Source organism: Aeromonas sp. FL131 (assembly GCF_049860615.1).
Lineage (GTDB): Bacteria > Pseudomonadota > Gammaproteobacteria > Enterobacterales > Aeromonadaceae > Aeromonas > Aeromonas hydrophila.
The window spans coordinates 1,959,968-1,980,412 of sequence record NZ_CP187595.1; the positions used below are offsets into that span (position 1 = coordinate 1,959,968).

Genomic DNA, 20,445 nt, shown 5'->3' on the forward strand with positions numbered 1-20,445 from the left:
CTGGCGGGGCTTTTTACATCAACCGAGCGGGGAGCAGGCTCCCAGGCCGCTTACTGGTTGTGGGTAGCGCGACGGGGACGACGAGCCTGAGCCGGTTTGCCGGCGCCGCCTTCCGGGCGCTGGCCACCCTGGGGCTTGGGCTTGCCACCGTTGCCGGAGCGGTTACCGCCGCCATTGCCACCGTTGGCAGAGCGACCGGCACCCTGACGCTGGCCTTGACCTTGCGGGCGCGGCGCACGGCGCTGCTCGCTCGGATCGCGCGGCTCTTTGCGCAGCGGCGCGCCGATGCCACGGGCGATGTTGTCGAGGGTTTCGCGGGAAGCTTCAAAACCGGCCACCTGCTCGCACGGAATGTTCTGCTTGGTCAGCCGCTCGATGGCCTTGATGAGCTTGCCTTCATCGGCCGCGACCAGGGAGATGGCATGACCGGCGGCGCCAGCACGGCCGGTACGACCGATGCGGTGCACGTAGTCTTCCGCCACGTTCGGCAGCTCGAAGTTGACTACCTGCGGCAGCTTGTCGATGTCCAGACCACGGGCGGCGATGTCGGTCGCCACCAGCACCTTGACGCTGCCATCCTTGAAACCGGCCAGGGCGCGGGTACGGGCACCCTGACTCTTGTTGCCGTGGATGGCGGCGGCGCTGACGCCGTTCTTGTCGAGGGTCTCGGCGACGCGGTTGGCCATGTGCTTGGTACGGGTGAACACCAGCACCTGCTGCCAGTTGTTGCTGGTGACCAGATGGCTCAACAGCGCAATCTTGTTGGCCTTGTCGCACGGGTGTACCAGCTGCTCGATACGCTCGGCGGTGCTGTTGCGCGGGGTCACTTCGATCACCGCCGGGTTGTCCAGCAAACCGGTGGCCAGTTCGCGGATCTCGTCGGCGAAGGTGGCGGAGAACAGCAGGTTCTGGCGCTTCTTCGGCAACAGGGCCAGGATGCGGCGGATATCGCGGATAAAGCCCATGTCGAGCATGCGATCCGCTTCGTCCAGCACCAGGATTTCCACTTCGTCGAACTTGACGGCGTTCTGGTTGTAGAGATCCATCAGGCGGCCCGGGCAGGCCACCAGCACGTCCAGACCACGGCGGGTGGCCATCATCTGCGGGTTGATGCTCACGCCGCCAAATACCACATGGCTGCGGATCGGCAGATGTTTGCCGTAGTTGCGCACGCTCTCGCCCACCTGGGCGGCCAGCTCGCGGGTCGGAGTCAGCACCAGGGCACGGATGCGGTTCGGGGAGACCTTGCGCTTGCTTTCAGTCAGACGCTGCAACATCGGCAGGGTAAAACCTGCGGTCTTGCCGGTCCCGGTCTGGGCGGCGGCCATCAGATCACGGCCAGCCAGTACCGCCGGGATCGCTTGTTGCTGAATGGGAGACGGGGTGTCGTAGCCTTGCTCGGCAACGGCACGCAACAAGGGTTCGGCCAGACCGAGGGAAGTAAAACTCATAGTTACCTGCTAGGGATAGGGGCGCCGACAATCCGGGATGGGGCTCCTCTGCTGAGCCGATGCCATCTCGCCAGACTCGGGCCTGTTGAGAACACAACGATTTCCCCGGGGAGCAGAGCAAAGGGGAAAGAATAGGGGCGCAGTCTAACGGAGTTATTGAGGAGAAACGAGAAAAATGTGACGTTCCTCCCAGCATGTTTGCCAAAAGCAGGTCACCGTCCCGCCCGGAAAAGCCGCTCAAGAACTCATTCGAATCAGGCTATGCTTGATGCCAGATAACGGCGATACCGCCGCATCCGTCCTGTACAAGGAGGTTCAGGTTCATGCGTGTTCATCTTCTGTCGGCCGCCCCTGGCTGGCTCTTGCTCTTCCTGCTGGCAGTTGGGCTCTCTCTGCCGCTGCAGGCCAAGCCCAGGTTGTCGGTGGCCTGGAGTCACTGGCCCCCGTTCAGTTACATCAATCCCCAGGGGACGCTGGATGGGCTGGACGTCACCCTGACCCGCCAGATCCTGAGCCAGGCGGGGCTGGAATCCCACTTTCGCAACCTGCCCTGGGCCAGGGCCATCCATCTGCTCGAACAGCAGCAGCTGGACGTGGCCATGGGGGCTCTCGATACGCCGGAGCGGCGCGCCTTTGCCCGCTTCTCGGTGCCCTATCGGCGCAGTACCTTCGTGCTGCTGAGCAACAACCCCATCCCGGGCCAGCGTGATCCCTGGCTGGCGGTGTCAGACCTGCCACAGCTTTGCCAGCAAAGCCAGCTGCGCCTTGGCAAGCTGCGCGGCACCCGCCCCATCCAGCTGATGGAAGCGTGCCCCGCCCTCAAGCAGGCGAGTGAATACAACGCGGATGACCGGCTGGTCGATCTGCTGCTGGCCCGCCGGCTGGACGGCGTCATCATGGAGTGGCAATACGCCCGCTACCGGCTGCAACAGCTGGGGGCCGACGGCTTTATCCGCTGTCAGTTGCTGCTCCATCACCAACCGGTCAGCCTGATGTTTGCCAGCTCGGCCGTCACCGACGAGCAGCTCACCCAGGTCAATGAGGTGATTGCCGGCCTGCCCCCACCCGGCCGTGATGTGGCGCCGCCCCCCTGCCGGCTCGACAACCCGGCGGCTGAGCAGGTGACACCCAACCAATAACCCAGCGCGATGAAGGCCCATGAAAAAGGCGACCCTGAGGTCGCCTTTTGACTGTGTCTGTGGCTGCACTACTCGATCAGCCGAGCAGTGAACAGGCCGATCAGCGCAGTTGCGGGGTATGCGTCAGCACGCCCTGGTTCTGGGCACGGTGGCGCAGCAGGTGATCCATCAGCACCAGTGCCAGCATCGCCTCGGCGATGGGCACGGCACGGATGCCGACGCAAGGATCGTGACGACCCTTGGTGATCATCTCGGTGGCCTCACCCTCTGTGGTGATGGTCTTGCCCGGTACCGTGATGCTGGAGGTAGGCTTTAAGCCTAAGCTCACCACGATATCCTGACCCGACGAGATGCCGCCCAGAATGCCGCCCGCATGGTTGCTGGCAAAGCCGGCCGGGGTCATCTCGTCACGGTGCTCGGAGCCTTTTTGCTCCACCACCGCGAACCCGTCGCCAATCTCCACCCCTTTCACCGCATTGATGCCCATCATGGCATGGGCGATGTCGGCGTCGAGGCGATCGAACACAGGCTCACCGAGGCCCACCGGCACATTGCTGGCGATGACCTGCACCTTGGCACCGATGCTGTTGCCCTCTTTTTTCAGGTCGCGCATGTATTGATCGAGCGCTTCCAGCTTGCCCGCATCGGGGAAGAAGAAGGGATTCTGTTCGATCTGCGCCGCGTCGAAGGCTTCTGCCTTGATGGGGCCGAGCTGGGAGAGGAAACCGGTGATCTCGATGCCGTGCACCTGTTTCAGGTACTTCTTGGCAATGGCCCCCGCCGCCACCCGCATCGCGGTTTCACGGGCGGAGGAACGACCGCCGCCGCGATAGTCGCGCTGGCCGTACTTCTGGTGATAGGTGTAATCGGCGTGGCCCGGACGGAACAAGTCCTTGATGTCGGAGTAGTCTTTGGAGCGCTGATCGGTGTTCTCGATCAAGAGCCCGATGGAGGTGCCGGTGGTCTTGCCCTCGAACACCCCGGAGAGGATCTTCACCTCGTCCGGCTCGCGGCGCGGCGTGGTGTAGCGGGAGGTGCCGGGCTTGCGCCGGTCCAGATCCCCCTGCAGATCCGCTTCGCTGATCTCCAGTCCCGGCGGGCAGCCGTCGACCACGGCGCCCAGCGCCAGGCCGTGGCTCTCGCCGAAGGTCGTCACACGAAAGAGTTGGCCGAAACTGTTCCCTGCCATGAGTGCTCCTGCTTAGCTCTTGTAAATCGCGAAATAGTCCTGGTATTGCACCAGATCGGCACGGCTCATCACGAACACGCCGTGACCGCCGTTCTCGAATTCGACCCAGGTAAAGGGCACGTCCGGGAACTGGGCTTCCAGATGGATCATGCTGTTGCCCACCTCGACCACCAGCACGCCGTCCTCTTTGAGGAAGTCGGCGGCATTGGCCAGCAGGCGCTTGGTGAGCTTGAGGCCGTCAGAGCCGGAGGCCAGCGCCAGCTCGGGTTCGTGACGAAACTCGTCCGGCAGATCCGACATGTCTTCGGAATCCACGTAGGGCGGGTTGGAGACGATGAGATCGTACTTGTCGCCAACCGGCAGATCGCGGAACAGATCGGAGCGGATCGGAATGACCTGCTGCTCCAAGCCGTGATCGTTGATGTTGCGCTCGGCCACGTTGAGGGCATCGACGCTGATGTCGATGGCATCCACTTCGGCTTGTGGGAACTCGTGGGCCATGATGATGGCGATGCAGCCGGAGCCGGTGCACAGGTCCATGATCCGGGTCGGTTCATGCTTGAGGAAAGGAGAGAAGCGGTTGGCCACCATCTCGGCGATGGGGGAACGGGGAATGAGCACTCGCTCGTCCACGTAGAACTCCCAACCGGCATACCAGGCCTTGTTGGTCAGGTAGGCGGCCGGTACCCGCTCCTGCACGCGGCGGATGATGAGCTCGGCGATACGGTGCCGTTCGCTGGTGGTCAGACGGGAGTGGCGCATGCCCGGATCCACGTCCGGCGGCAGATGTAGCGCGGGCAGTACCAGCTGCACGGCTTCATCCCAGGCGTTGTCGGTACCATGTCCGTAGAAGATCCCGGCGTCGTTGAAACGACTCATGGCCCAGCGCAACATGTCCTGGATGGTGTGCATCTCGGCAACCACCTCATCGATAAATATCTTGTCCAAATCCACCTCCAAGTCGAGTAATATCCGGCCCGAGAATTCTATACAGCGAGCAAGACGAGTACCTGATGAAAAAAACGCCCTCACCGACAGACGAGGAAACCCAGCTGTTCCGCGATGCGATAAAAGGTACCCGGAAAATCAAGCAAGATACCATAAGGGCCGACCTGCGCCCGGTCAAGCAGAAACGCGAACTGCGTGAGAGCCGCGAAAAGCTTGGGGTTGACCACTATTTCAGCGATGAGTACCAGCCCCATCTCGAGGCCGATGGACCGACCCGTTACGTGCGCGAAGATGTGTCAAAATTCGAGCTGAAAAAGCTCAAGCGCGGCAGCTATCCGCCGGAGATCTACCTGGACCTGCACGGCATGAACCAGCAGCAGGCCAAACAGGAGCTGGCGGCCCTGCTGACCCTCTGCCAAAAAGAGAACATCCACGTCGCCTCCGTGATGCACGGCATCGGCAAACATATCCTCAAGCAGCGCATTCCAAGCTGGCTGGCCCAGCACCCCAACGTGCAGGCGTTCCATCAGGCCCCCCGCGAGTGGGGCGGCGACAGCGCCATCCTGGTGCTGCTGGATATCGAGGAGTAGCCTTCGTCCTCTGGCATGCTCTGGCGTACGTGCAAAGCAGCATAAAAAAACCACCGCGACCTGGCGGTGGTTTTTTTATGGACGCAGGCACCTCCCCTAGCCCGCCGCCTCCACATAACGCTTGAAATTGTCGAGGATCCCCTGCCAGCCCGCCTGCTGTTGGGCCGGGGTGTGGCTCGTCTCGGCATCGAAGGTTTCCTGCACCCAGGTGCCGCCCGGCTCGCTCGCAAACTGCACATCCACCTCGCGCCCGTCATCCATCACGAACGAGAGGCGGGTCGGTGCCTCCACCCGGGTAAAGGTGCCGGTGAAATCAAAACCGGCGCTGCCATCCTTGGCCGCCATGTGATGGCAAAAACGCCCGCCCACCACCAAGTCGACCCGGCTGCCGGTGGTGTGCCAGTCGCTGGAGGCCGCATTCCATCTGGCGATGCAGTCCGGATCGTTCCAGGCCCACCAGACGGCCTCTATCTCCTGCTCGATATGTGCCTCGATGCTGATCTTCATGACGCGCTCCGTGCTAGTTTGCTGTGGGATGACTGGCCATGCCGGCCAGCTCGCTTGCGGATGCCAGCAAGTAAAGCCCAGCCGATGGCGTCGAGCCAGTCCATCTGGCGGGGCTGACCACCGCCCACCCAGTGGCAAGGTGTTGCTTCTGCCTGCGGGACAAGGATCAAAAACGGCCGCACTATACTGAATATCAATACGTTATTCGCCATGGAGGTTGCATGTTCACACAGGGTTCCCATGCCGACATCAAGTCGTCTCTCGATGCCATCGGTGCCGCCGTTGCAGTGTTTTCCCTCGACGACGACGATCGCTTTACCCTGGTCTCCGCCAACGACACCTTTGCCCAAGCCTTCGAGCTGGACGTGCTCGGCAGCATCGGCAAGCGCCTGAATGAAATGTTTCCCCGCTACATCACCGGCAGCATCGAGCAGCCGATGCACGAGTGCGTGAGCCAGCAGACGGGGCTCGAGAGCGAGCTGCCCATCGACACCCTGTCGCGCACCAGCTGGTGGCGTTTTGTCATCTCCCCCATTATTCCCGAGCAGTCCCGCATCACCCGCATCATGGTCACCGCCATCGACATCACCGCCAAAAAGCAGCTGGAAGAGGCGCTCAAGATGAGCCGCAAGCGCTTCGAGGCGGTGGTCAACTCCGCCTACGACGGCATCATCAGCGTCAACAGCGAGTCGCGCATCGAACTTATCAACACCGCTGCCTGCGAGATGTTCGGGGTGGACGAGAGCTACCTCGGCAAACGGCTGGAGACCCTGCTGCCCCAGCGCTTTCGGGCCAACCACGATGGCTACTTCAAGGCCTTCAGCAACTCCCCCATCAACTCGCGCCCCATGCATGCCCGCGCCTCCGTGATGGGGCTGCGCCGCGACGGCAGCGAATTTCCGCTGGAGGTGACCATCGCCAAGATCAATCTGGGTCAGACTACCGAGATGACCGCCATCCTGCGGGATATCTCGGAACGGGCCCGGCTGGTGGAGGAGCTCAAGGTGGCGGCCACCACGGATCCCCTCACCGGGATCGCCAACCGGCGCCGCTTCGACGAGCTGGTCAAGCTGGAGATGCAACGCTGTCAGCGCTTCGGCCACACCATGAGCCTGCTGCTGATCGACATCGATCACTTCAAGCAGATCAACGACACCTATGGCCATCAACAAGGGGATCAGGCCATTCTCAGCCTGGTAAGACGGGTTGCCAAACAGCTGCGGGAGGTGGACATGCTGGGCCGCTGGGGCGGCGAGGAGTTCATCGTGCAGCTGCCGGAAACCTCGCTGGAGCTGGCCTGGGCCAGTGCGGAGCGGATCCGCCTCGCCGTCGAGTCGCAGTTGCATCAGCTGGGCCCAGGCACCGAGGTGCCGCTCACCATCAGCATCGGCATCAGTGCCAGCCTGGGCCCGCAGGATACGGTGGAACGCATGGTGCGCCGGGCCGATACCGCCCTCTATCTGGCCAAGAAACAGGGGCGCAACTGCTTAAGAAAAGCACTGCCAGATACCCCCTGACAGGCAATACGCGTCGGGCAAAGAAACTCAGCGGCCCGCCAGCGTCGCCACATGCCAGCGACACCTCCAGCACGGCCCCGTTGGCCAGCTGCCACTCGAAGAAGTCGTCAAATCCCGCCACGGTCAACGCCCGGATCACCTTGGCCACTACGCCGTGCGCCACCAGCAGCACCCGTTCCTGGCGGCCGCTCTGCGCCAGTTCTGCCAGTCCCAGCCCGACCCGGGCAATGACTTCGTCCAGCGATTCGCCCCCAGGTGGGGCCTCGGCCCAGCGCCGGGTGATGTTGCGTGCCCACAGCGCAGGGTAACGCTCCCTCGCCTCTTGTTGGGTCAGTCCCTCGAACACCCCGACATGGCGCTCACGAAAAGCGGGGACGAGCGTCACCGGCAACCCCAGCTCGTCCGCCACCAGGGCCGCGCTTTGCCGTGCCCGCAGCAAAGGGGAGCTCAGCAGCCGCTGAAACGGAGCCTGCGCCAAGGCCAGCGCCCTTGCCTGCGATCTGATCTGGGCCACCCCGGTGTCACTCAGACCGATATCCAGCGCCCCCTGATAGCGCCCCTCGGCATTGGCCGGGGTTTGCCCATGGCGCATCACCACCAGTTGCATTGTCTGTTCCTTTGATTGCGGCCGATGCTCGCGCAGCCCGTTCTCACGGCTTGGACGCAAACTGCTCGAACACCTGCTGACCGGTCAGGGTCGGTGTCTCGTTTTTCAGCTCGTAGAAGTCCGGCTTTTCATCGATGAAGATCTGGCTCGCCAGCTGGAAGGATTCGCTCTGAAACAGGCCGGCCGGTACTATCATCACAAAACCGGCTGTGGGATAGCTCACGAGGCCGGCAGCCAACGCTCCTGCAATGCAATCCGATTACCTTCCAAGTCCTGAAACTCGGCCACCTTGATGCCCTCCCCAACCTGAGTTACCGGGTAGAGCAGCCGGGCCCCGGTTTCCAGGGCCATCGCCATCACCCGCTCAATCTCGCTGACCGCGAAATAGATCCGCGTGCCGTCGATACTGGGCACATAGCTCTCCCCTTTGGCCAAGGCGCCGGAGCAACCCTCCACCCCTTCCATCAGCGGGAACAATGCCATCTCGTTGCCATCAATCTGGGTCAACTCGAACTCGATGCCAAACACACGGCGGTAAAACGCCGTGGCACGCGCCATATCCGTCACCGGGATTTCAAAATGCATGGCAATATTGAACATGAAGTCTCCTTTGATTTGCACTCATCGACACAGTGATACCCCATTGCGGGGTAATGGCCAATGCTTTTTAACCGCTGGATATGCCTGCTTCCATAGAGATGAATATTCGGGCGATGGGTACCTAGTGACAAAAAGGAGGCAGCACAATAACACCTGGCAGTCACCAATTTCGGCCCTAATAAATAATATCCGATGACACACAGCCAAGATTAAAAACAGGGCCAGCGCGATATTTTTGACTGACTATGCCCCCCTCAGCCATTGTTGCCGGATATTTTTATCACCGAGCACGCTTATACGCTGATAGAGATCCAGCACCGCACTCTATCCTGCAAAATTAGACACTGGTTTTATTTTTTGCAGGCCGGATATCGAAAAGGGGGACAATATGTCCCCCGACTTGGCAAGAGAGGTGTTATCCATTGCCGTGTTTATTGATACCAGCCGCTTTACGCTATTTCGCCGGCACCAGCACCCAGGGATCACCCTTGCCCGGTTCATTGCCCTGGGTCCACCACTTGGCCTGATAGATGGCGCCCTTGTAGCTCACCTTGTTGCCCGCCGTATAGACCTTGCTGGCGCTCCAGGCGGCCACATCCCCCACGGGAGGATCGGTCGGATCAACCGGCGCAGGATCCAGTTTGGCCACTACCCGCACCTTGGGCCAGTTGGCGTGGGAGCCGTAGAAGTTGGTCACGCACTTCTCGTAATCCCCCGGCACCAGTGCCGAGTAGGCTGTCTGGAACCCCACCAGCTCACATTCGAACGAGTAGCCGCCGGGCCGATCCGGATAGTACTTCCAGTTGCCGTCCCAGTTGGTGTAGAGCACGTCGGTGGCACCGTTGAGGTTGAGGCTGCCATAGGGGGTCTGCTGCCAGCAGGTGTTCTTCTCGTCGGCCTTGACGGGGATCTGATAGTGCTCGGCGAGCCCTTCCCAGTAGCGGATGCGGTTGACCGGCTGGCCCTTGTTCTTGTTCTGCTCGCCGCACTCGATGCCGCCATTGATGACGTTGATGGTGGTACCAAAGCCGTAGCCGATGCCGGCGGCGATCTCGCGCTGGGAGGGCACCCAGGTGCGATCAATCACGTGCAGCATGGCGGGTTTGGGTGCCTGCGGCGTCAGGAAGAACCAGATGGCGGAGGCGAGGTTGAGCCAGGAGTCGGCCACCAACCCGGGGTTGTTGAGCAACACGGACGCATCGCCATCAAACATCGCCTCGGAGAAGGCGCCGTAGTTGAAGTGATAGGAGAGCTGCTTGGCGCCGCGGCCGAAATAACCCTGGCCTGTGCTGCATGGCCACTTCTTGTTCTGCCAGTCGTTCTGGCCGCAGCCGGTGGTGTAGCCGGTCTGCCCCTCCGACCAGCCCATCTCGCGCACGTGCACCAGCGCCTGCTGCCACTCCTCCAGCGCCAGCGGGTTGTCGGAGATATTCTCCTTGGCGATGTGACCGCCGGTCTCCTGGGCGAAATGGGCAAAGGCGGTGATGATGGATTTTTTGCAGATGGCATCGGCATCGCGGCCATCGGTATATTCACCGCAGAAAGCCGGGAATTTACCAACCGCCCGCAAGAAGCGTTCATAGGTATATTCCGGCGCCGCCATCTGGGTTAAATAATCCCAATCCGATTCGGTGAATACCCGCTCGACCCGCTTGACGTTATCCGGATTGCTGACCGCCCTTGGTTTGATGGCATCGACAATGGTATTGGAACGTGTCGCCAACGCCTTTGCCCAAATCCCGTACATGGGATTGGCCGTCTTGGTTTTTTCCACCGCCGCCAGATCCGGGGCGGCAATGACATATCCACCGGCATTTTGCGGATCGGGTTGAATATTCATGGCATAACTTGGCAATGCGCAGGCAGCCGCAACCAGCCAGGCACACTGTGTAGGCTTGAACATAACAGACAGTCCTTATGTCAGAATAACGTCGGGATAAGAGTCGCCTCGAGAATAATCCTCCAGGCCACTAAATTCACGATGAAAATTAAGAATGTTGTAGGAACTGTGAGCCAATTCACTCTGCCGGTTGGCGAGCATAAAATGCATTGTGAAGCGATGTGATGGCGAGCCTTTCGGCTATATGAAAATAAACCGAAGAAAAATGAGAAAAGAGCGGTCACGCCGCTCTTTCAACGACAAGATCCCATCAACGAGAAGCACCAAAGGGCAAACCGCACAGCGCTGCAACGGGCCCCGCCGCGACGAGGCCCGCCGCTTATCCGTGCCGTGTTCGCACCGCGCGGATCAGGATATTGCGGGGGGTCATGGGCTTGTCGCAAAACTCGCCCACCTCCACCCGGTAGCCCTGCTCTTGCAGGAAGAGGGCGCGATCCAGCACCAGCCAGAGTTCCAGCGGGCGACGAAACAGGTGACGTACCAGCTCCATGCGGGCGACATCGCCATAGCGCGCCTCCCCCTTTGCCAGAAACCCGGCGTAGTCGAGGCCGGCCGGCAACACCAGCCCCTTTCGCTCGGCGGCCCAGCCACAGAAATCCTCGAAGGTGCCAGTCAGCAGGCTCTTTTGCATGTTGGGCACCGGCAGATACTCGTCCACCCCGCGCACCTGGCGCTGCAGGCAATCAAAGGCCAGCCGCCAGGCCACCTCCTGCTCGCGCAGGCGGGCGATGCGGGCGCCACCGGTGACCGTCTCCTGCAGCGGCAACTTCAGATCGCTCTTGGCAAGCTGCAGCACACTGGCCTTGGCCGGGCCGGAGAGCGGGCGGTAGTGGCTGGTGCGGATCAGGTGATAACAGCAGGGGGAGAGGGTCACCCCCTCGGCACCGCGCGCCGCCACCTGTTCAAGCAGATGGGTGTGCAGCTCGCCACAGGCGTGCAGCGCCATGGCGTGATGGGCCGGGGCGATCAGCTGGGAAGTCTCATCGGCGAAGGCGTCGGCACAGACAAATGCCATCCGGGCACCGTCGCGAGCGGCCAGCTGGCGCCCCTCTTCGCACAGTGGCGCCTGCAGCTCCAGGCTCAGCACCTCGGCTTGGCGGTGCAGGGAGACCAGTCGCCCCAGGTGGCCCTTGCCCGCACACCACTCCAGATAGGGGCCGCGGTGCACGGGCAGACAGGCAGTGAAGGCTTCAATCTGGGCCTGCTTGCGCCCCGGCATGTACATCGCCATGGTCCGCTCGCACGGGATGGGCTCGGCCGTCAGGGTCGGCAGTGCGCTCAGGGCATGCAGCGCTGCCCCCTGCGGGATCCAGGGGGCCAGCAGCTCGCACAGGGCGGGCATGTCGCCATCGAGCCGCTCAATCTCGGCCAGTGACAGGGCATTGAGCCGCTCAGCCAGCGCCGGCGCCGCCTTGGCAAAGGCAAGGTCCAGGTGGTGGTAGGGTTGGTATTGCCACCAGTGCCGGGCTTCGCTCAGCAGTCGATCCAGTTGTTGAAAACGTTGAGCCAGCACGCGCGCCCCTGTTCTGCCGTCAAAATGGAGGCTCATTCTAGCGATCCCGCGTCAAAAAGCACCCTCATCTATGCTGCGCCGTTATGGCTGCCCCGCAGTCCTCCTGCGCCAACAGGTCCCGATGATGCCTCCGCTGGTCGGCAGCAAGCCCGCGACCGGGCTTAGCCTGACAAAGAGCGGGGTTTTGTGGTATATTCCGCCCCTTCATTATCTTGGCCTGCCCATCGCGGGCCATTTTACCAACGTGAATGGAACCAAAACATGACCATCAATGCCATCCTGCAAGCGCGCGCGGGCGCCAAGTGTGAACTGTGCGGTGCCGAACAGGCGCTGACTGCCTTCGCGGTCCCCCACTCTCCGGCCAGCGATGATGATCACAGCGTTGCCCTGTGCGACACCTGCCGTGGCCAGCTGGAGCAGCCGGCGACCACAGTGGTCAACCACTGGCGTTGCCTGGGCGACAGCATGTGGAGCCAGGTGCCTGCGGTACAGGTCATGGCGTGGCGCCAGTTGAAGAACCTCTCCGCTCAAGGCGAGGTCTGGGCCCAGGACATGCTGGACATGATGTACATGGAAGAAGAGACCAAGGCCTGGGCCGAAGCGGGCATGGCCAGCGATGATGATGACAGCGTGCCCACCGTCGACTCCAACGGCGCCGTATTGGTCGAAGGTGACTCGGTGACCCTGATCAAGGATCTGGACGTCAAGGGCGCGGGCTTCACCGCCAAGCGCGGCACCCTGGTGAAGGGCATCCGCCTCACCAACAACCCGCTGCACATCGAAGGCAAGGTCAACGGCGTGCAGATCGTGCTGGTCGCCGCCTACCTGAAAAAGGCTTGATCGCCCTCAGCCCTGCTAGCAAGAGCGCCCCGCGGGGCGCTTTTTTTGTGCCTGCCGATTGCCCGCCATCCCCCTCTTCTTGCCGCGACCCGTCACGGCAAAAGGTCGCCCCTCAGCACATCGTTTGCTGTTATTTTGAGCGAAAAGTTGGTGTCATCAGCGACCCTGTGGCACTCTGGCGTTTCATGGACTGACCTACCCCCGACACCGCAAGTGTCATCACTGCAAAAGGAGCACGCCAGATGGCCAAAGTCAGCAAGAAAGAGATCAAGCAGAAGATTGCCGCCCGCCTTGAGAAAATTGCCAAGCACGAGAGCAAGATCAAGAAGCTGAAGAAAGCCCTGAAATAAGGGCCGGCAGAACAAAAAAACCGCCTGATGGCGGTTTTTTTGTGGCGATATCAGTCGTAAACCACCATCCAGTGGCCATGCTTGCCATCCCCTGGCCAGTACCAATACCTCCTGCTCCAGCCACCAACCCTGCCTGATCAGCTGCATAAGCGCCTCTGCCAGCGGATTGCCCTGCCCGCCGGTCAGCGTACTAGGTAGCCCGCCGATACGTCACTGGCAAACCCGGGACAAACGGCGCAAGCTGGTTGTCATGCATGCCGCCCCGCTGCCGGGCGGGAGCCGGCCGGCGATACCTTCAGAGGGGCTTTTCATGACGCAACCAACAGCACCGCAACCCGCCTCCTCCTGGCATCTTGCGGATATTCGCGAGCTGACCCGACTGTTCATTCAGGCCCTGCCTGCGACGATACAGCTCACCGAGGCCGTCCATCAGGCGGTATTGAGCGGCATGGGCTTCAAGGGGCGGGAGGAAGGAAAGACGGCGGGGATCACCGGGCTGGTTTACAAGGGGGTATATGGCGCTGCCAGCGCGCTGGGCAGCGGTATCCATAGCCTGCTTGCCCGTCTGCCGCCAGCCCCGCCTTTGCAGCAAATTCCCGACACCCCCAGCCGCGCCGCCCTGCTCGCCACCCTCAATGGCGTGATGGGGGACAAGCTGGTCGAGAGTCACAATGCCCTGGCCACCCCCATGACCCTGCGTTATCTCGGCAAGCCCCTGAGCTGGCCGGCCCTGCCGGCGCCACTGCCCCCTCGCGCACGGGTGCTGCTGATGGTGCACGGGCTGTGCATGAACGATCTGCAGTGGCAGACCCGGCATCAGGATGCGCCGGTCAATCACGGGGAGATGCTGGCCGAGACGCTCGGTTACGTCCCCATCTATGTGCGCTACAACTCGGGCCTCTCCATCGTGCAGAACGGTCAAGCACTGGCCCGTCAACTGGAACAACTGGCAACCCACTGGCCCGGCGGCCTTGGCGAGATCAGCGTGCTGGCCTACAGCATGGGCGGGCTGGTGATCCGCAGCGCCTGTCACAGCGCCGACCTGGCCGCCCAGGCCTGGCCGGCTCACCTTAAAAATTTGCTGTTTCTTGGCACACCCCATCACGGCGCACCGCTCGAATCCGCCGGCCACTGGCTCGAGCAACTGCTGCCGGCGACTGCCTACAGCGAGCCGTTCGTCAGGTTGGCACAGCTGCGCAGCGTCGGCATCAAGGATCTGCGCCACGGCAAGGTGATGGACTCATCCTCTGCCCGGAATCCCCCTTCTTCCCCCTTGGCCGATCCCCGCGTCCCCTTGCCCCTGCCAAGCGGAGTACGCTGTTTTGCCATTGCGGCCACCACGGCGGCCAAACGCAGCGTGCTGGCAGATCGGTTGATTGGTGATGGTCTGGTGCCCCTGCGCAGTGCCCTTGGCCTGCATGACGAGGCTCGCCACCAGCTGGCCTTTCTCCCCGCCCATACCATGATTGCCTATCGCACCAGCCACATGGCGCTGCTCGGCAGCCCGCAGGTGGCTCGTCAGCTGCTGCACTGGCTACAGAGCGATCAGCAAGAGCAGATCCCAGCTGAAAAGCACGACTCGCAATAGGCCGAAACGACCGTTCAGGTTCGTCCCGACACAATGAAAAAACCGCCAGCCGGCGGTTTTTTCATTGTCTGGCGCTCACATCAGGCGGGCGCGGCCAAATACCCGGATTGAGCTGCCGGGCTCGGGGGGAATTTCGGCATGCAGGTGCGACGCCATCCCCATATCCTCCCCTTGAAAGAGATCGATGATGCCGCCGTGGGGCCAGTGCAGATCCCGCAGGTAACCGGCAAAGGCCGCGGTGGCGGCGCCGGTGGCGGGATCCTCATACACGCCGCCATAGGCAAAGGGGTTGCGGGTATGAAACAGCTGCTCGCGGGCGGCATACGCCAGCAAGATGGTGACCAGCCCCCCTTGCTGCATCAGGGTCCGTCCCTCGGCCATCTGGTAGTGCATGGCCGCCAGGGCGGCGCGACTGTTGAGCGCCAGCACCAGGTGATCGGCACCGCCATGAATGAGGGCCGGCGGAATACGGGGATCCAGATCTGCCTGGGTATAACCAAACAGCGCCAGCGTGGCGCTCACCAGTTCGGCAGGGGCTGGCTTGCTACGAGTGGGGGGCGATTGCAGCGCCGCCTGCCACTCCCATTCCCCGTCCAGCCAGCTCGAGACCGAGATGGTGGCCTGATTGAGTTGCAGCTGATACTCGCCGGCGCCAACCCGACGGGCCAGCGCCACCCCGAGGGCAATGGTGGCGTGCCCACAAAACGGCACCTCGGCGGCAGGAGAGAAGTAGCGAACCCGCCACTGCCGTGGGCCGGCCTGCTCATCCACCGGCGTTGCGGACGTGGGCAAGGGCGCGGCGAACGCGGTCTCCGAAAAGCCCACCTCGGCGGCGATGCGCTGCATCTCTTCGACACCGGGCAGCTGCGGCCCCAGCCAGACCCCGGCTGGATTGCCCCCCTTGGCACCGGTGGAGAAGGCGGCAATGCGCACCAACTCGGGTTTCCATTCACGCTCTGTCATCGCTCGCTCCTGACTGTCGCCGACATGATTGGCCTGCACTTGCCGCGGGCCGCTTTCCATAAGATAGCGAGCCCGCCGCGGCCGGTAAATTAAATGGTACGCGGGTGCCGCTTGGGCGCCGCAGATCCGGGCCACAGCAGCTACGTTTGATGCGTGTCTGTATAAGGTCCTGTTGTGGAGCACCCTATGTATTCTTACACCCTCACCTTCAAGGAGGAGGTCGACAAGCTGACCGCCCCCGAACATGAAATCAGCCTGCACACTCCCGCCCAGGCCGGTGATTTCGTCATCCTCTCCGATGGCAGCCGTCATCAGGTGATGTTTGTCACCCACCGCGCCCACTACAGCAGCCTCTACCTCGACAAGGGAGTTCGAGTACCGCAGGGCTAGCGAAGCCGTCAGCCGTTGCAGATAACCGTTGCAGACAACAAAAGCGCGGCTCTTGGCCGCGCGTTGAACGTTCCGGGTAGATCACGGGATATCAGAGCACCTTGATCACCGGCTGGTGCATGATGGCAACCTCGTTCTGATAGACCACCAGCTCACCCGGCGGCGTGCCGCTCTCACCCAACACGGTCACGGCGCACTGGTAGCGGTAAGGGCCGCTGGTGAATAGATAGGTGTTGTTGCCCCCCGTCCCCTCCACCCTGACGGTGCCATTGCTGAGCACCAGGTCCGGCTTGTCGCTGAGCGCCTTGCCCTTGGCCCAGGAGGCATAGCGATAACGGCCGTCACCCAGCTCATCGATGCGAATGGTAAATTTCTCGGTCTGCCACATCAGCACGGGGCGCTGGTACTCCCGCAGGCCGGGATAAAGATCGCTTTTCTGTTTGGCGACAAGCTCGGCCTTGCGTTTTGCAGCCTGCGCCGTCTGATGATTGATGCCGATCACCTTGCCATCAAAATCCAGCCACACCTCGCCACTGCCCAGCATGATGCCGCGCCAGCCCATGGCCTGCCAATCCTGCCCGACCCGGGAGCTGGCGATGCTGTTTAAAAGAGCCTCATCAAACACCTCGTCGAAACGGGCTACCATCTCGGACGAATTCTTGACGACAGGGATGGGATACTCCTGCTTGAAGGGATATTTGAACTGACGGGCAAGAGCCTGTGGATCCCGCGCCTTGGCGGCATCGATCACCTTCTGTACCAGAGGGCGATACTCGGCGCCGAGCTGCGGCTCCTCGGCATAAGCTGGCGCCATGATCTGCAGCCAGCCCAGCAACGACACCAGCACAAGTATCACCCCACTGCGCACACGCCTTGACGACCAAGCGACGTTCCAGGAAACCTGCCACTGCATCTTGCTCATGCCACCTCCTCAATCAGCTTGGCCATCATATATTCATCGACATATGCACCATCGACCCTCATCGTATTGCGTTTGACCCCTTCCACCTCGAATCCGCAGGCGCGGTATAGCGCACAAGCCCGGGCATTGTGACACATGACGCTCAACTCCATACGGGTAAAGCCGTGCGCCCTGGCCCACGCCTCCAGCGCAGACATCATCTTTTTGCCAAAGCCCTGTCCAGTTGCAGAGAGTTGAATGCCGATAACGCAATACAGTACATGTTTGTTGCGATTTGCCGGTTGACCGATGCCGACAATAAAACCAGCAATCTCGTCATGCTCCGACAGTACCAGCATGACTTTGTTGTTTGCATCGATAAACGAGGCCAATATTTGAGCTTGCTCGATCTCTGTCGTGGTGCGCTCACCCGGCTCATAGAGCATAAAGGTTGTTTCATTGTCGAGTCTGTTCATCAAGGCCAGTAGGTTATCTGCATCCGATACCCGGACTTGTCTCACTTCCATCTATTTTCCCCTCCATGGGACTTTGTTTTTCCCGTTCAAATACGGCTACTGATCACGCCGGATCCGACAACCAATACTCATAGAAATCTGTCTCGGCATGCTTGGGGTTGAGCCCCCGATATTGCCACCCGCTGCGCCGATAGCAACGCAGCGCCCGCGGGTTGAGACGGCTGACCGACAACACCACTCGCCGGCAGCCAGCCTGCCACAAGGTGCGGCCGATATATTGCAGCAGCAGATCGGCCATGCCTTGACCACGAGCCTGTGGCGTCAAATAGATCAGGTATATGTAACCGGTTTCCGGCTCGGCTGAGACAGTGCAAAACTCCAGCTGCCCCACAATCTCGCCACCCTGCCAGACATGCAGATAATGCCACTCCTGGCTGGCCAGCCTCGTCGCCATCCGCTCCCGATAGTCCGTCAGAAATTCGTCAAATCCCTCATCGCGGTGGAAGCTGCAAACATAGGCGTCCCGACGGGCTGCCACACAAAACTCATAGTCACGCGCCAGGTTTATTTTTTTGAATTCGAGATTCATCGCCATCCTGTTTGCTTGGGCAGACCGGCTATGGGTCCAGACAGATATAAACAGTGAGCAATAACATCAGTCGAATGACTCTTCAGCCTCTCTGATAGTGGAGGAGATCAGCTGTTCGAAGATTTCCATTTGTCCGGCAGGAATAAGCTGAGATTGCATCAACCTACGTTTTTCCGGACCAAAACACCGTTCGGCCATCCAACCAATCAAATAAACCAGTGAGAGGCAGCCGCCTGCCGTTGCAATATTTCCTTGCACGACCAGAGGAGCGTCTTGAACATCACCCCCCATCTCCAGCAACTGGGCTTTGGCTACAGGGTTGGTTGTTAATTTCTTTCCCTGCAGCAAGCCCAGCTCATGCAATATGAATGAACCAGCACAAATTGAGCCAATCAGCTGCCGCTGCGGATCCAGCCGCAATGCGGACATGAACTCATCGTCTTGCAGCGCGGCAGGGATACCACGCTGCCCGCTGGTGATCAGCACCACATCCTGATCCTGTGCTTCCGCCACATCTCCATCCGTCTTTACGTTGATACCCAGTGCAGAGCCATGCTCAGGCTTGGTTCCCAGTATTTTCACCGACCAGCTTTCTTTGCTTCTCCCAAGCAGGTCATACATCAAGAAAAAATCCACATCGGTGAAATCATCAAATAAAACAATACCAACCTTGTACATGGCTACCCCGTCCTCCTGTGCAGATAATCAAATGGATATGTAACGCGCCGCATGAAATATCACGTCATGTCGCCTTGAGGTGCCTTTTCACCTTCTTCAACGCCATCTTGCGCTTTAGCGTCGAGAGATAATCGATAAACACCTTGCCCTGCAGGTGATCGATCTCATGCTGCATCACGATGGCCAGAAAATCGCAGCTCTTTACCGTGATAGGCACGCCATGGCGATCCAGTGCTGACACCACCACCGAGCCGTAACGCTCAACATCGGCATAATAATCCGGCACGGACAGACACCCCTCTTGGCCAAACGCCGGTTCGGTACCGCTTATCACTTGCGGATTGATCAACACCAGCGGCTGATCCCGTTTTTCCGACAGGTCGATGATGACGATGGCCTCCTTGCGCCCCACTTGCGTGGCCGCCAGACCAATACCATTGTCGGTGGCATAGAGGGTCTCCAGCATGTCATCGATCAGGCCTTGCACGGCCGCAATATCCTCAACCGGCTCGGCCTTGATGCCCAATCGCGGGTCGGGAACCGTTAAAATATCCAGCATTGCCATGAGGGCTCTCCGTCAACCATTAGTACCTACAACTCTTCTCTCGTCACCGGCCGAGACAAGGAGACGAACGCCGGTTCTTCCGCTACCACCTGATAACCGAGGCGCCGATAAAACCCTATCGCCCTCTGATTGGCGCTAAAGCTCGACAAGGTCACCCGGAGTCTCCCCTCAGATTCCGCTTCGCGATGCAGCCGCGCCATGACGGCAGAACCAAGTTGCCGGCCCTGATGGCGAGGGAAGATGATCAGCAGATGGACGTGCAGCGCATCGTCGTATGCCTTGCAGCAGAGCAGGCCGACTCGCTCGCTCCCTGCCAGGATCCACGAGAACCAGTGCGGCTCATATTCGCTGGTCAACCGCTCACGCTGCATCTCGTCATCCCAGCCAAACACCGCCTCGACATAGGGAAAGATCCCCTCTTTGACGGCCGCAAAACGCTGTTCAAACTCACTTGGCGCTATCCCCGCCAGTTCGATCTCCATCCCGCCTCCTCGGCTCAACCATCTTGGCGGCCTGATGACTACCCTGGTCAGAGCGCCCACCCGCCATGGCGGTCATGTCGCTTGGCCCAATGTTGATTTTCATTTGGGTATCTTAGCGGACAATCTGGAGATGAAAAGAGGGCAGGCATAAACAGGCGGGACAAGAGCAATAAGCCCCGATCAACCTCTCGGTAGAGGATGCAGAGACGCAGACCAGGGGGGCCATAATGGGATGTGATGGAATAGCGTCCGGGGCGACATCGGAGCATGAGTAAAAGCCGGGCCAGCCGTGGGCCCGACTAATTTAGGCGTGGCTCACCTCCTCCATAAAAATCAGCCGCAGCGGCTCTGCCAGCAGTGCCTCAGCCTCGGCGGCAAAGGCCTGGAAATAGTCCGTCTGGCAGTGACTGTCCAGCGCTGCCTGATTGACGAACGCCTCACGCATGTAGAAGGTACCCGGCTCGTCCTGCAATTCAAACAGCACGTAATCCAGGTTGCCCGGCTCACGCCGCGTCGGCGCAATGAGCTTGAGCAGCTCGCGGCGCAGCGCCTCTCTCATGCCGGCGCGGGCTTTCAGCACGGCGATGGACACCCGTTTCTGTTCATTCATTTCGGTCTGCTCCATGTTCTCGAGGGTAAGCAAAGGGGCCCAGATCCGGGCG

General features: G+C 60.9%; 21 protein-coding genes and 2 pseudogenes. 6 read left to right on the forward strand and 17 right to left on the reverse strand.

From position 1 onward, the window contains the following. Positions 1 to 50: 50 nt before the first annotated feature. Positions 51 to 1,451 (reverse strand): DEAD/DEAH box helicase, encoded by a 1,401-nt coding sequence (locus tag ACPW75_RS09170; RefSeq protein ID WP_024945273.1) that lies wholly within the window; start codon positions 1,449 to 1,451, stop codon positions 51 to 53. Positions 1,452 to 1,774: 323 nt separating this feature from the next. On the opposite strand from ACPW75_RS09170, the gene ACPW75_RS09175 reads away from it, so the two are divergent. Beyond that, positions 1,775 to 2,590, forward strand: coding sequence for a substrate-binding periplasmic protein (locus tag ACPW75_RS09175; protein WP_077097420.1), 816 nt, complete (start codon positions 1,775 to 1,777; stop codon positions 2,588 to 2,590). Positions 2,591 to 2,690: 100 nt separating this feature from the next. Here ACPW75_RS09175 and aroC read toward each other — a convergent pair whose 3' ends face one another. Together aroC and prmB are read right to left on the reverse strand one after the other, a co-directional pair. After that, positions 2,691 to 3,779, reverse strand: a complete 1,089-nt coding sequence (gene aroC / locus ACPW75_RS09180) for a chorismate synthase (RefSeq protein WP_016350634.1) — start codon at positions 3,777 to 3,779, stop codon at positions 2,691 to 2,693. Between the two features lie 12 nt (positions 3,780 to 3,791). Then, entirely contained in the window at positions 3,792 to 4,727 is a 936-nt protein-coding gene (gene prmB, locus ACPW75_RS09185) for a 50S ribosomal protein L3 N(5)-glutamine methyltransferase (protein ID WP_077097436.1), read from the reverse strand. A 65-nt stretch (positions 4,728 to 4,792) separates the two neighbouring features. On the opposite strand from prmB, the gene smrB reads away from it, so the two are divergent. Then, positions 4,793 to 5,317: an endonuclease SmrB gene (gene smrB / locus ACPW75_RS09190; RefSeq protein WP_011706199.1), complete on the forward strand. Its 525-nt coding sequence runs from the start codon at positions 4,793 to 4,795 to the stop codon at positions 5,315 to 5,317. A gap of 96 nt (positions 5,318 to 5,413) precedes the next feature. On the opposite strand, the gene ACPW75_RS09195 is transcribed toward smrB, so the two are convergent. Next, positions 5,414 to 5,824 carry an SRPBCC family protein gene (locus ACPW75_RS09195; RefSeq protein ID WP_011706200.1) on the reverse strand — a complete coding sequence of 137 codons (411 nt, stop codon included), beginning with the start codon at positions 5,822 to 5,824 and terminating at the stop codon, positions 5,414 to 5,416. A 221-nt stretch (positions 5,825 to 6,045) separates the two neighbouring features. Here ACPW75_RS09195 and ACPW75_RS09200 point away from each other — a divergent pair, with 221 nt between their 5' ends. Then, entirely contained in the window at positions 6,046 to 7,341 is a 1,296-nt protein-coding gene (locus tag ACPW75_RS09200; RefSeq protein ID WP_077097422.1) for a sensor domain-containing diguanylate cyclase, read from the forward strand. A gap of 13 nt (positions 7,342 to 7,354) precedes the next feature. On the opposite strand, the pseudogene ACPW75_RS09205 reads toward ACPW75_RS09200, so the two are convergent. From ACPW75_RS09205 to ACPW75_RS09225, 5 genes and pseudogenes are all read right to left on the reverse strand, one after another. Then, positions 7,355 to 7,948 (reverse strand): annotated as a pseudogene (locus ACPW75_RS09205) (histidine phosphatase family protein); the annotation flags it as partial. A 43-nt stretch (positions 7,949 to 7,991) separates the two neighbouring features. Then, positions 7,992 to 8,141, reverse strand: a pseudogene (locus ACPW75_RS09210) (GFA family protein); the annotation flags it as partial. 26 nt (positions 8,142 to 8,167) lie between these two features. Continuing rightward, complete coding sequence (locus ACPW75_RS09215) at positions 8,168 to 8,548, reverse strand: VOC family protein (RefSeq protein WP_077097426.1); 381 nt, start codon at positions 8,546 to 8,548, stop codon at positions 8,168 to 8,170. A 454-nt stretch (positions 8,549 to 9,002) separates the two neighbouring features. Beyond that, positions 9,003 to 10,451: a chitinase gene (locus ACPW75_RS09220; protein WP_077097428.1), complete on the reverse strand. Its 1,449-nt coding sequence runs from the start codon at positions 10,449 to 10,451 to the stop codon at positions 9,003 to 9,005. A 316-nt stretch (positions 10,452 to 10,767) separates the two neighbouring features. Continuing rightward, the gene (locus ACPW75_RS09225) at positions 10,768 to 11,997 is read right to left on the reverse strand and encodes a methyltransferase (RefSeq protein ID WP_077097430.1); all 1,230 of its coding nucleotides are present in this window, start codon (positions 11,995 to 11,997) and stop codon (positions 10,768 to 10,770) included. Between the two features lie 225 nt (positions 11,998 to 12,222). Between ACPW75_RS09225 and ACPW75_RS09230 the strand changes: the two genes are divergently transcribed. Together ACPW75_RS09230 and ACPW75_RS09235 are read left to right on the forward strand one after the other, a co-directional pair. Continuing rightward, positions 12,223 to 12,801 carry a PhnA domain-containing protein gene (locus ACPW75_RS09230; protein ID WP_016350625.1) on the forward strand — a complete coding sequence of 193 codons (579 nt, stop codon included), beginning with the start codon at positions 12,223 to 12,225 and terminating at the stop codon, positions 12,799 to 12,801. 660 nt (positions 12,802 to 13,461) lie between these two features. Further along, entirely contained in the window at positions 13,462 to 14,739 is a 1,278-nt protein-coding gene (locus ACPW75_RS09235) for an esterase/lipase family protein (RefSeq protein ID WP_252410680.1), read from the forward strand. Positions 14,740 to 14,814: 75 nt separating this feature from the next. Here the strand turns inward: ACPW75_RS09235 and ACPW75_RS09240 are convergent, their stop codons facing one another. Next, positions 14,815 to 15,702 carry a PhzF family phenazine biosynthesis protein gene (locus ACPW75_RS09240; RefSeq protein WP_077097498.1) on the reverse strand — a complete coding sequence of 296 codons (888 nt, stop codon included), beginning with the start codon at positions 15,700 to 15,702 and terminating at the stop codon, positions 14,815 to 14,817. Between the two features lie 186 nt (positions 15,703 to 15,888). Between ACPW75_RS09240 and ACPW75_RS09245 the strand changes: the two genes are divergently transcribed. Beyond that, positions 15,889 to 16,092 carry a hypothetical protein gene (locus tag ACPW75_RS09245; RefSeq protein ID WP_077097500.1) on the forward strand — a complete coding sequence of 68 codons (204 nt, stop codon included), beginning with the start codon at positions 15,889 to 15,891 and terminating at the stop codon, positions 16,090 to 16,092. Positions 16,093 to 16,183: 91 nt separating this feature from the next. On the opposite strand, the gene ACPW75_RS09250 is transcribed toward ACPW75_RS09245, so the two are convergent. From ACPW75_RS09250 to ACPW75_RS09280, 7 genes are all read right to left on the reverse strand, one after another. Further along, positions 16,184 to 17,014, reverse strand: coding sequence for a hypothetical protein (locus ACPW75_RS09250; RefSeq protein WP_077097502.1), 831 nt, complete (start codon positions 17,012 to 17,014; stop codon positions 16,184 to 16,186). Then, a complete protein-coding gene (locus tag ACPW75_RS09255) occupies positions 17,011 to 17,520 on the reverse strand; it encodes a GNAT family N-acetyltransferase (protein ID WP_077097504.1) in 510 nt (169 codons plus the stop codon). Before ACPW75_RS09255 ends, ACPW75_RS09250 begins: the two co-directional genes overlap by 4 nt. Before the next feature lie 52 nt (positions 17,521 to 17,572). Beyond that, a complete protein-coding gene (locus ACPW75_RS09260) occupies positions 17,573 to 18,058 on the reverse strand; it encodes a GNAT family N-acetyltransferase (protein ID WP_077097506.1) in 486 nt (161 codons plus the stop codon). Positions 18,059 to 18,124: 66 nt separating this feature from the next. Continuing rightward, entirely contained in the window at positions 18,125 to 18,736 is a 612-nt protein-coding gene (locus ACPW75_RS09265; RefSeq protein WP_077097508.1) for a DJ-1/PfpI family protein, read from the reverse strand. Between the two features lie 64 nt (positions 18,737 to 18,800). Continuing rightward, a complete protein-coding gene (gene def / locus ACPW75_RS09270) occupies positions 18,801 to 19,301 on the reverse strand; it encodes a peptide deformylase (RefSeq protein WP_077097510.1) in 501 nt (166 codons plus the stop codon). A 26-nt stretch (positions 19,302 to 19,327) separates the two neighbouring features. Next, a complete protein-coding gene (locus tag ACPW75_RS09275; RefSeq protein WP_077097512.1) occupies positions 19,328 to 19,783 on the reverse strand; it encodes a GNAT family N-acetyltransferase in 456 nt (151 codons plus the stop codon). 304 nt (positions 19,784 to 20,087) lie between these two features. After that, positions 20,088 to 20,408, reverse strand: coding sequence for a putative quinol monooxygenase (locus ACPW75_RS09280; protein WP_179101490.1), 321 nt, complete (start codon positions 20,406 to 20,408; stop codon positions 20,088 to 20,090). Positions 20,409 to 20,445 lie beyond the last annotated feature (37 nt).

Coding starts and splice junctions, on each gene's coding strand:
- smrB (WP_011706199.1), top strand. CDS start 4,793: ATGAAAAAAACGCCCTCACCGACAGACGAGGAAACCCAGCTGTTCCGC.
- ACPW75_RS09200 (WP_077097422.1), top strand. CDS start 6,046: ATGTTCACACAGGGTTCCCATGCCGACATCAAGTCGTCTCTCGATGCC.
- ACPW75_RS09250 (WP_077097502.1), bottom strand. CDS start 17,014: ATGAGCAAGATGCAGTGGCAGGTTTCCTGGAACGTCGCTTGGTCGTCA.
- ACPW75_RS09215 (WP_077097426.1), bottom strand. CDS start 8,548: ATGTTCAATATTGCCATGCATTTTGAAATCCCGGTGACGGATATGGCG.
- ACPW75_RS09265 (WP_077097508.1), bottom strand. CDS start 18,736: ATGTACAAGGTTGGTATTGTTTTATTTGATGATTTCACCGATGTGGAT.
- aroC (WP_016350634.1), bottom strand. CDS start 3,779: ATGGCAGGGAACAGTTTCGGCCAACTCTTTCGTGTGACGACCTTCGGC.
- ACPW75_RS09280 (WP_179101490.1), bottom strand. CDS start 20,408: ATGGAGCAGACCGAAATGAATGAACAGAAACGGGTGTCCATCGCCGTG.
- ACPW75_RS09175 (WP_077097420.1), top strand. CDS start 1,775: ATGCGTGTTCATCTTCTGTCGGCCGCCCCTGGCTGGCTCTTGCTCTTC.
- ACPW75_RS09240 (WP_077097498.1), bottom strand. CDS start 15,702: ATGACAGAGCGTGAATGGAAACCCGAGTTGGTGCGCATTGCCGCCTTC.
- ACPW75_RS09245 (WP_077097500.1), top strand. CDS start 15,889: ATGTATTCTTACACCCTCACCTTCAAGGAGGAGGTCGACAAGCTGACC.
- def (WP_077097510.1), bottom strand. CDS start 19,301: ATGGCAATGCTGGATATTTTAACGGTTCCCGACCCGCGATTGGGCATC.
- ACPW75_RS09235 (WP_252410680.1), top strand. CDS start 13,462: ATGACGCAACCAACAGCACCGCAACCCGCCTCCTCCTGGCATCTTGCG.
- ACPW75_RS09275 (WP_077097512.1), bottom strand. CDS start 19,783: ATGGAGATCGAACTGGCGGGGATAGCGCCAAGTGAGTTTGAACAGCGT.
- ACPW75_RS09225 (WP_077097430.1), bottom strand. CDS start 11,997: ATGAGCCTCCATTTTGACGGCAGAACAGGGGCGCGCGTGCTGGCTCAA.
- ACPW75_RS09230 (WP_016350625.1), top strand. CDS start 12,223: ATGACCATCAATGCCATCCTGCAAGCGCGCGCGGGCGCCAAGTGTGAA.
- ACPW75_RS09170 (WP_024945273.1), bottom strand. CDS start 1,451: ATGAGTTTTACTTCCCTCGGTCTGGCCGAACCCTTGTTGCGTGCCGTT.
- ACPW75_RS09195 (WP_011706200.1), bottom strand. CDS start 5,824: ATGAAGATCAGCATCGAGGCACATATCGAGCAGGAGATAGAGGCCGTC.
- ACPW75_RS09220 (WP_077097428.1), bottom strand. CDS start 10,451: ATGTTCAAGCCTACACAGTGTGCCTGGCTGGTTGCGGCTGCCTGCGCA.
- ACPW75_RS09255 (WP_077097504.1), bottom strand. CDS start 17,520: ATGGAAGTGAGACAAGTCCGGGTATCGGATGCAGATAACCTACTGGCC.
- ACPW75_RS09260 (WP_077097506.1), bottom strand. CDS start 18,058: ATGAATCTCGAATTCAAAAAAATAAACCTGGCGCGTGACTATGAGTTT.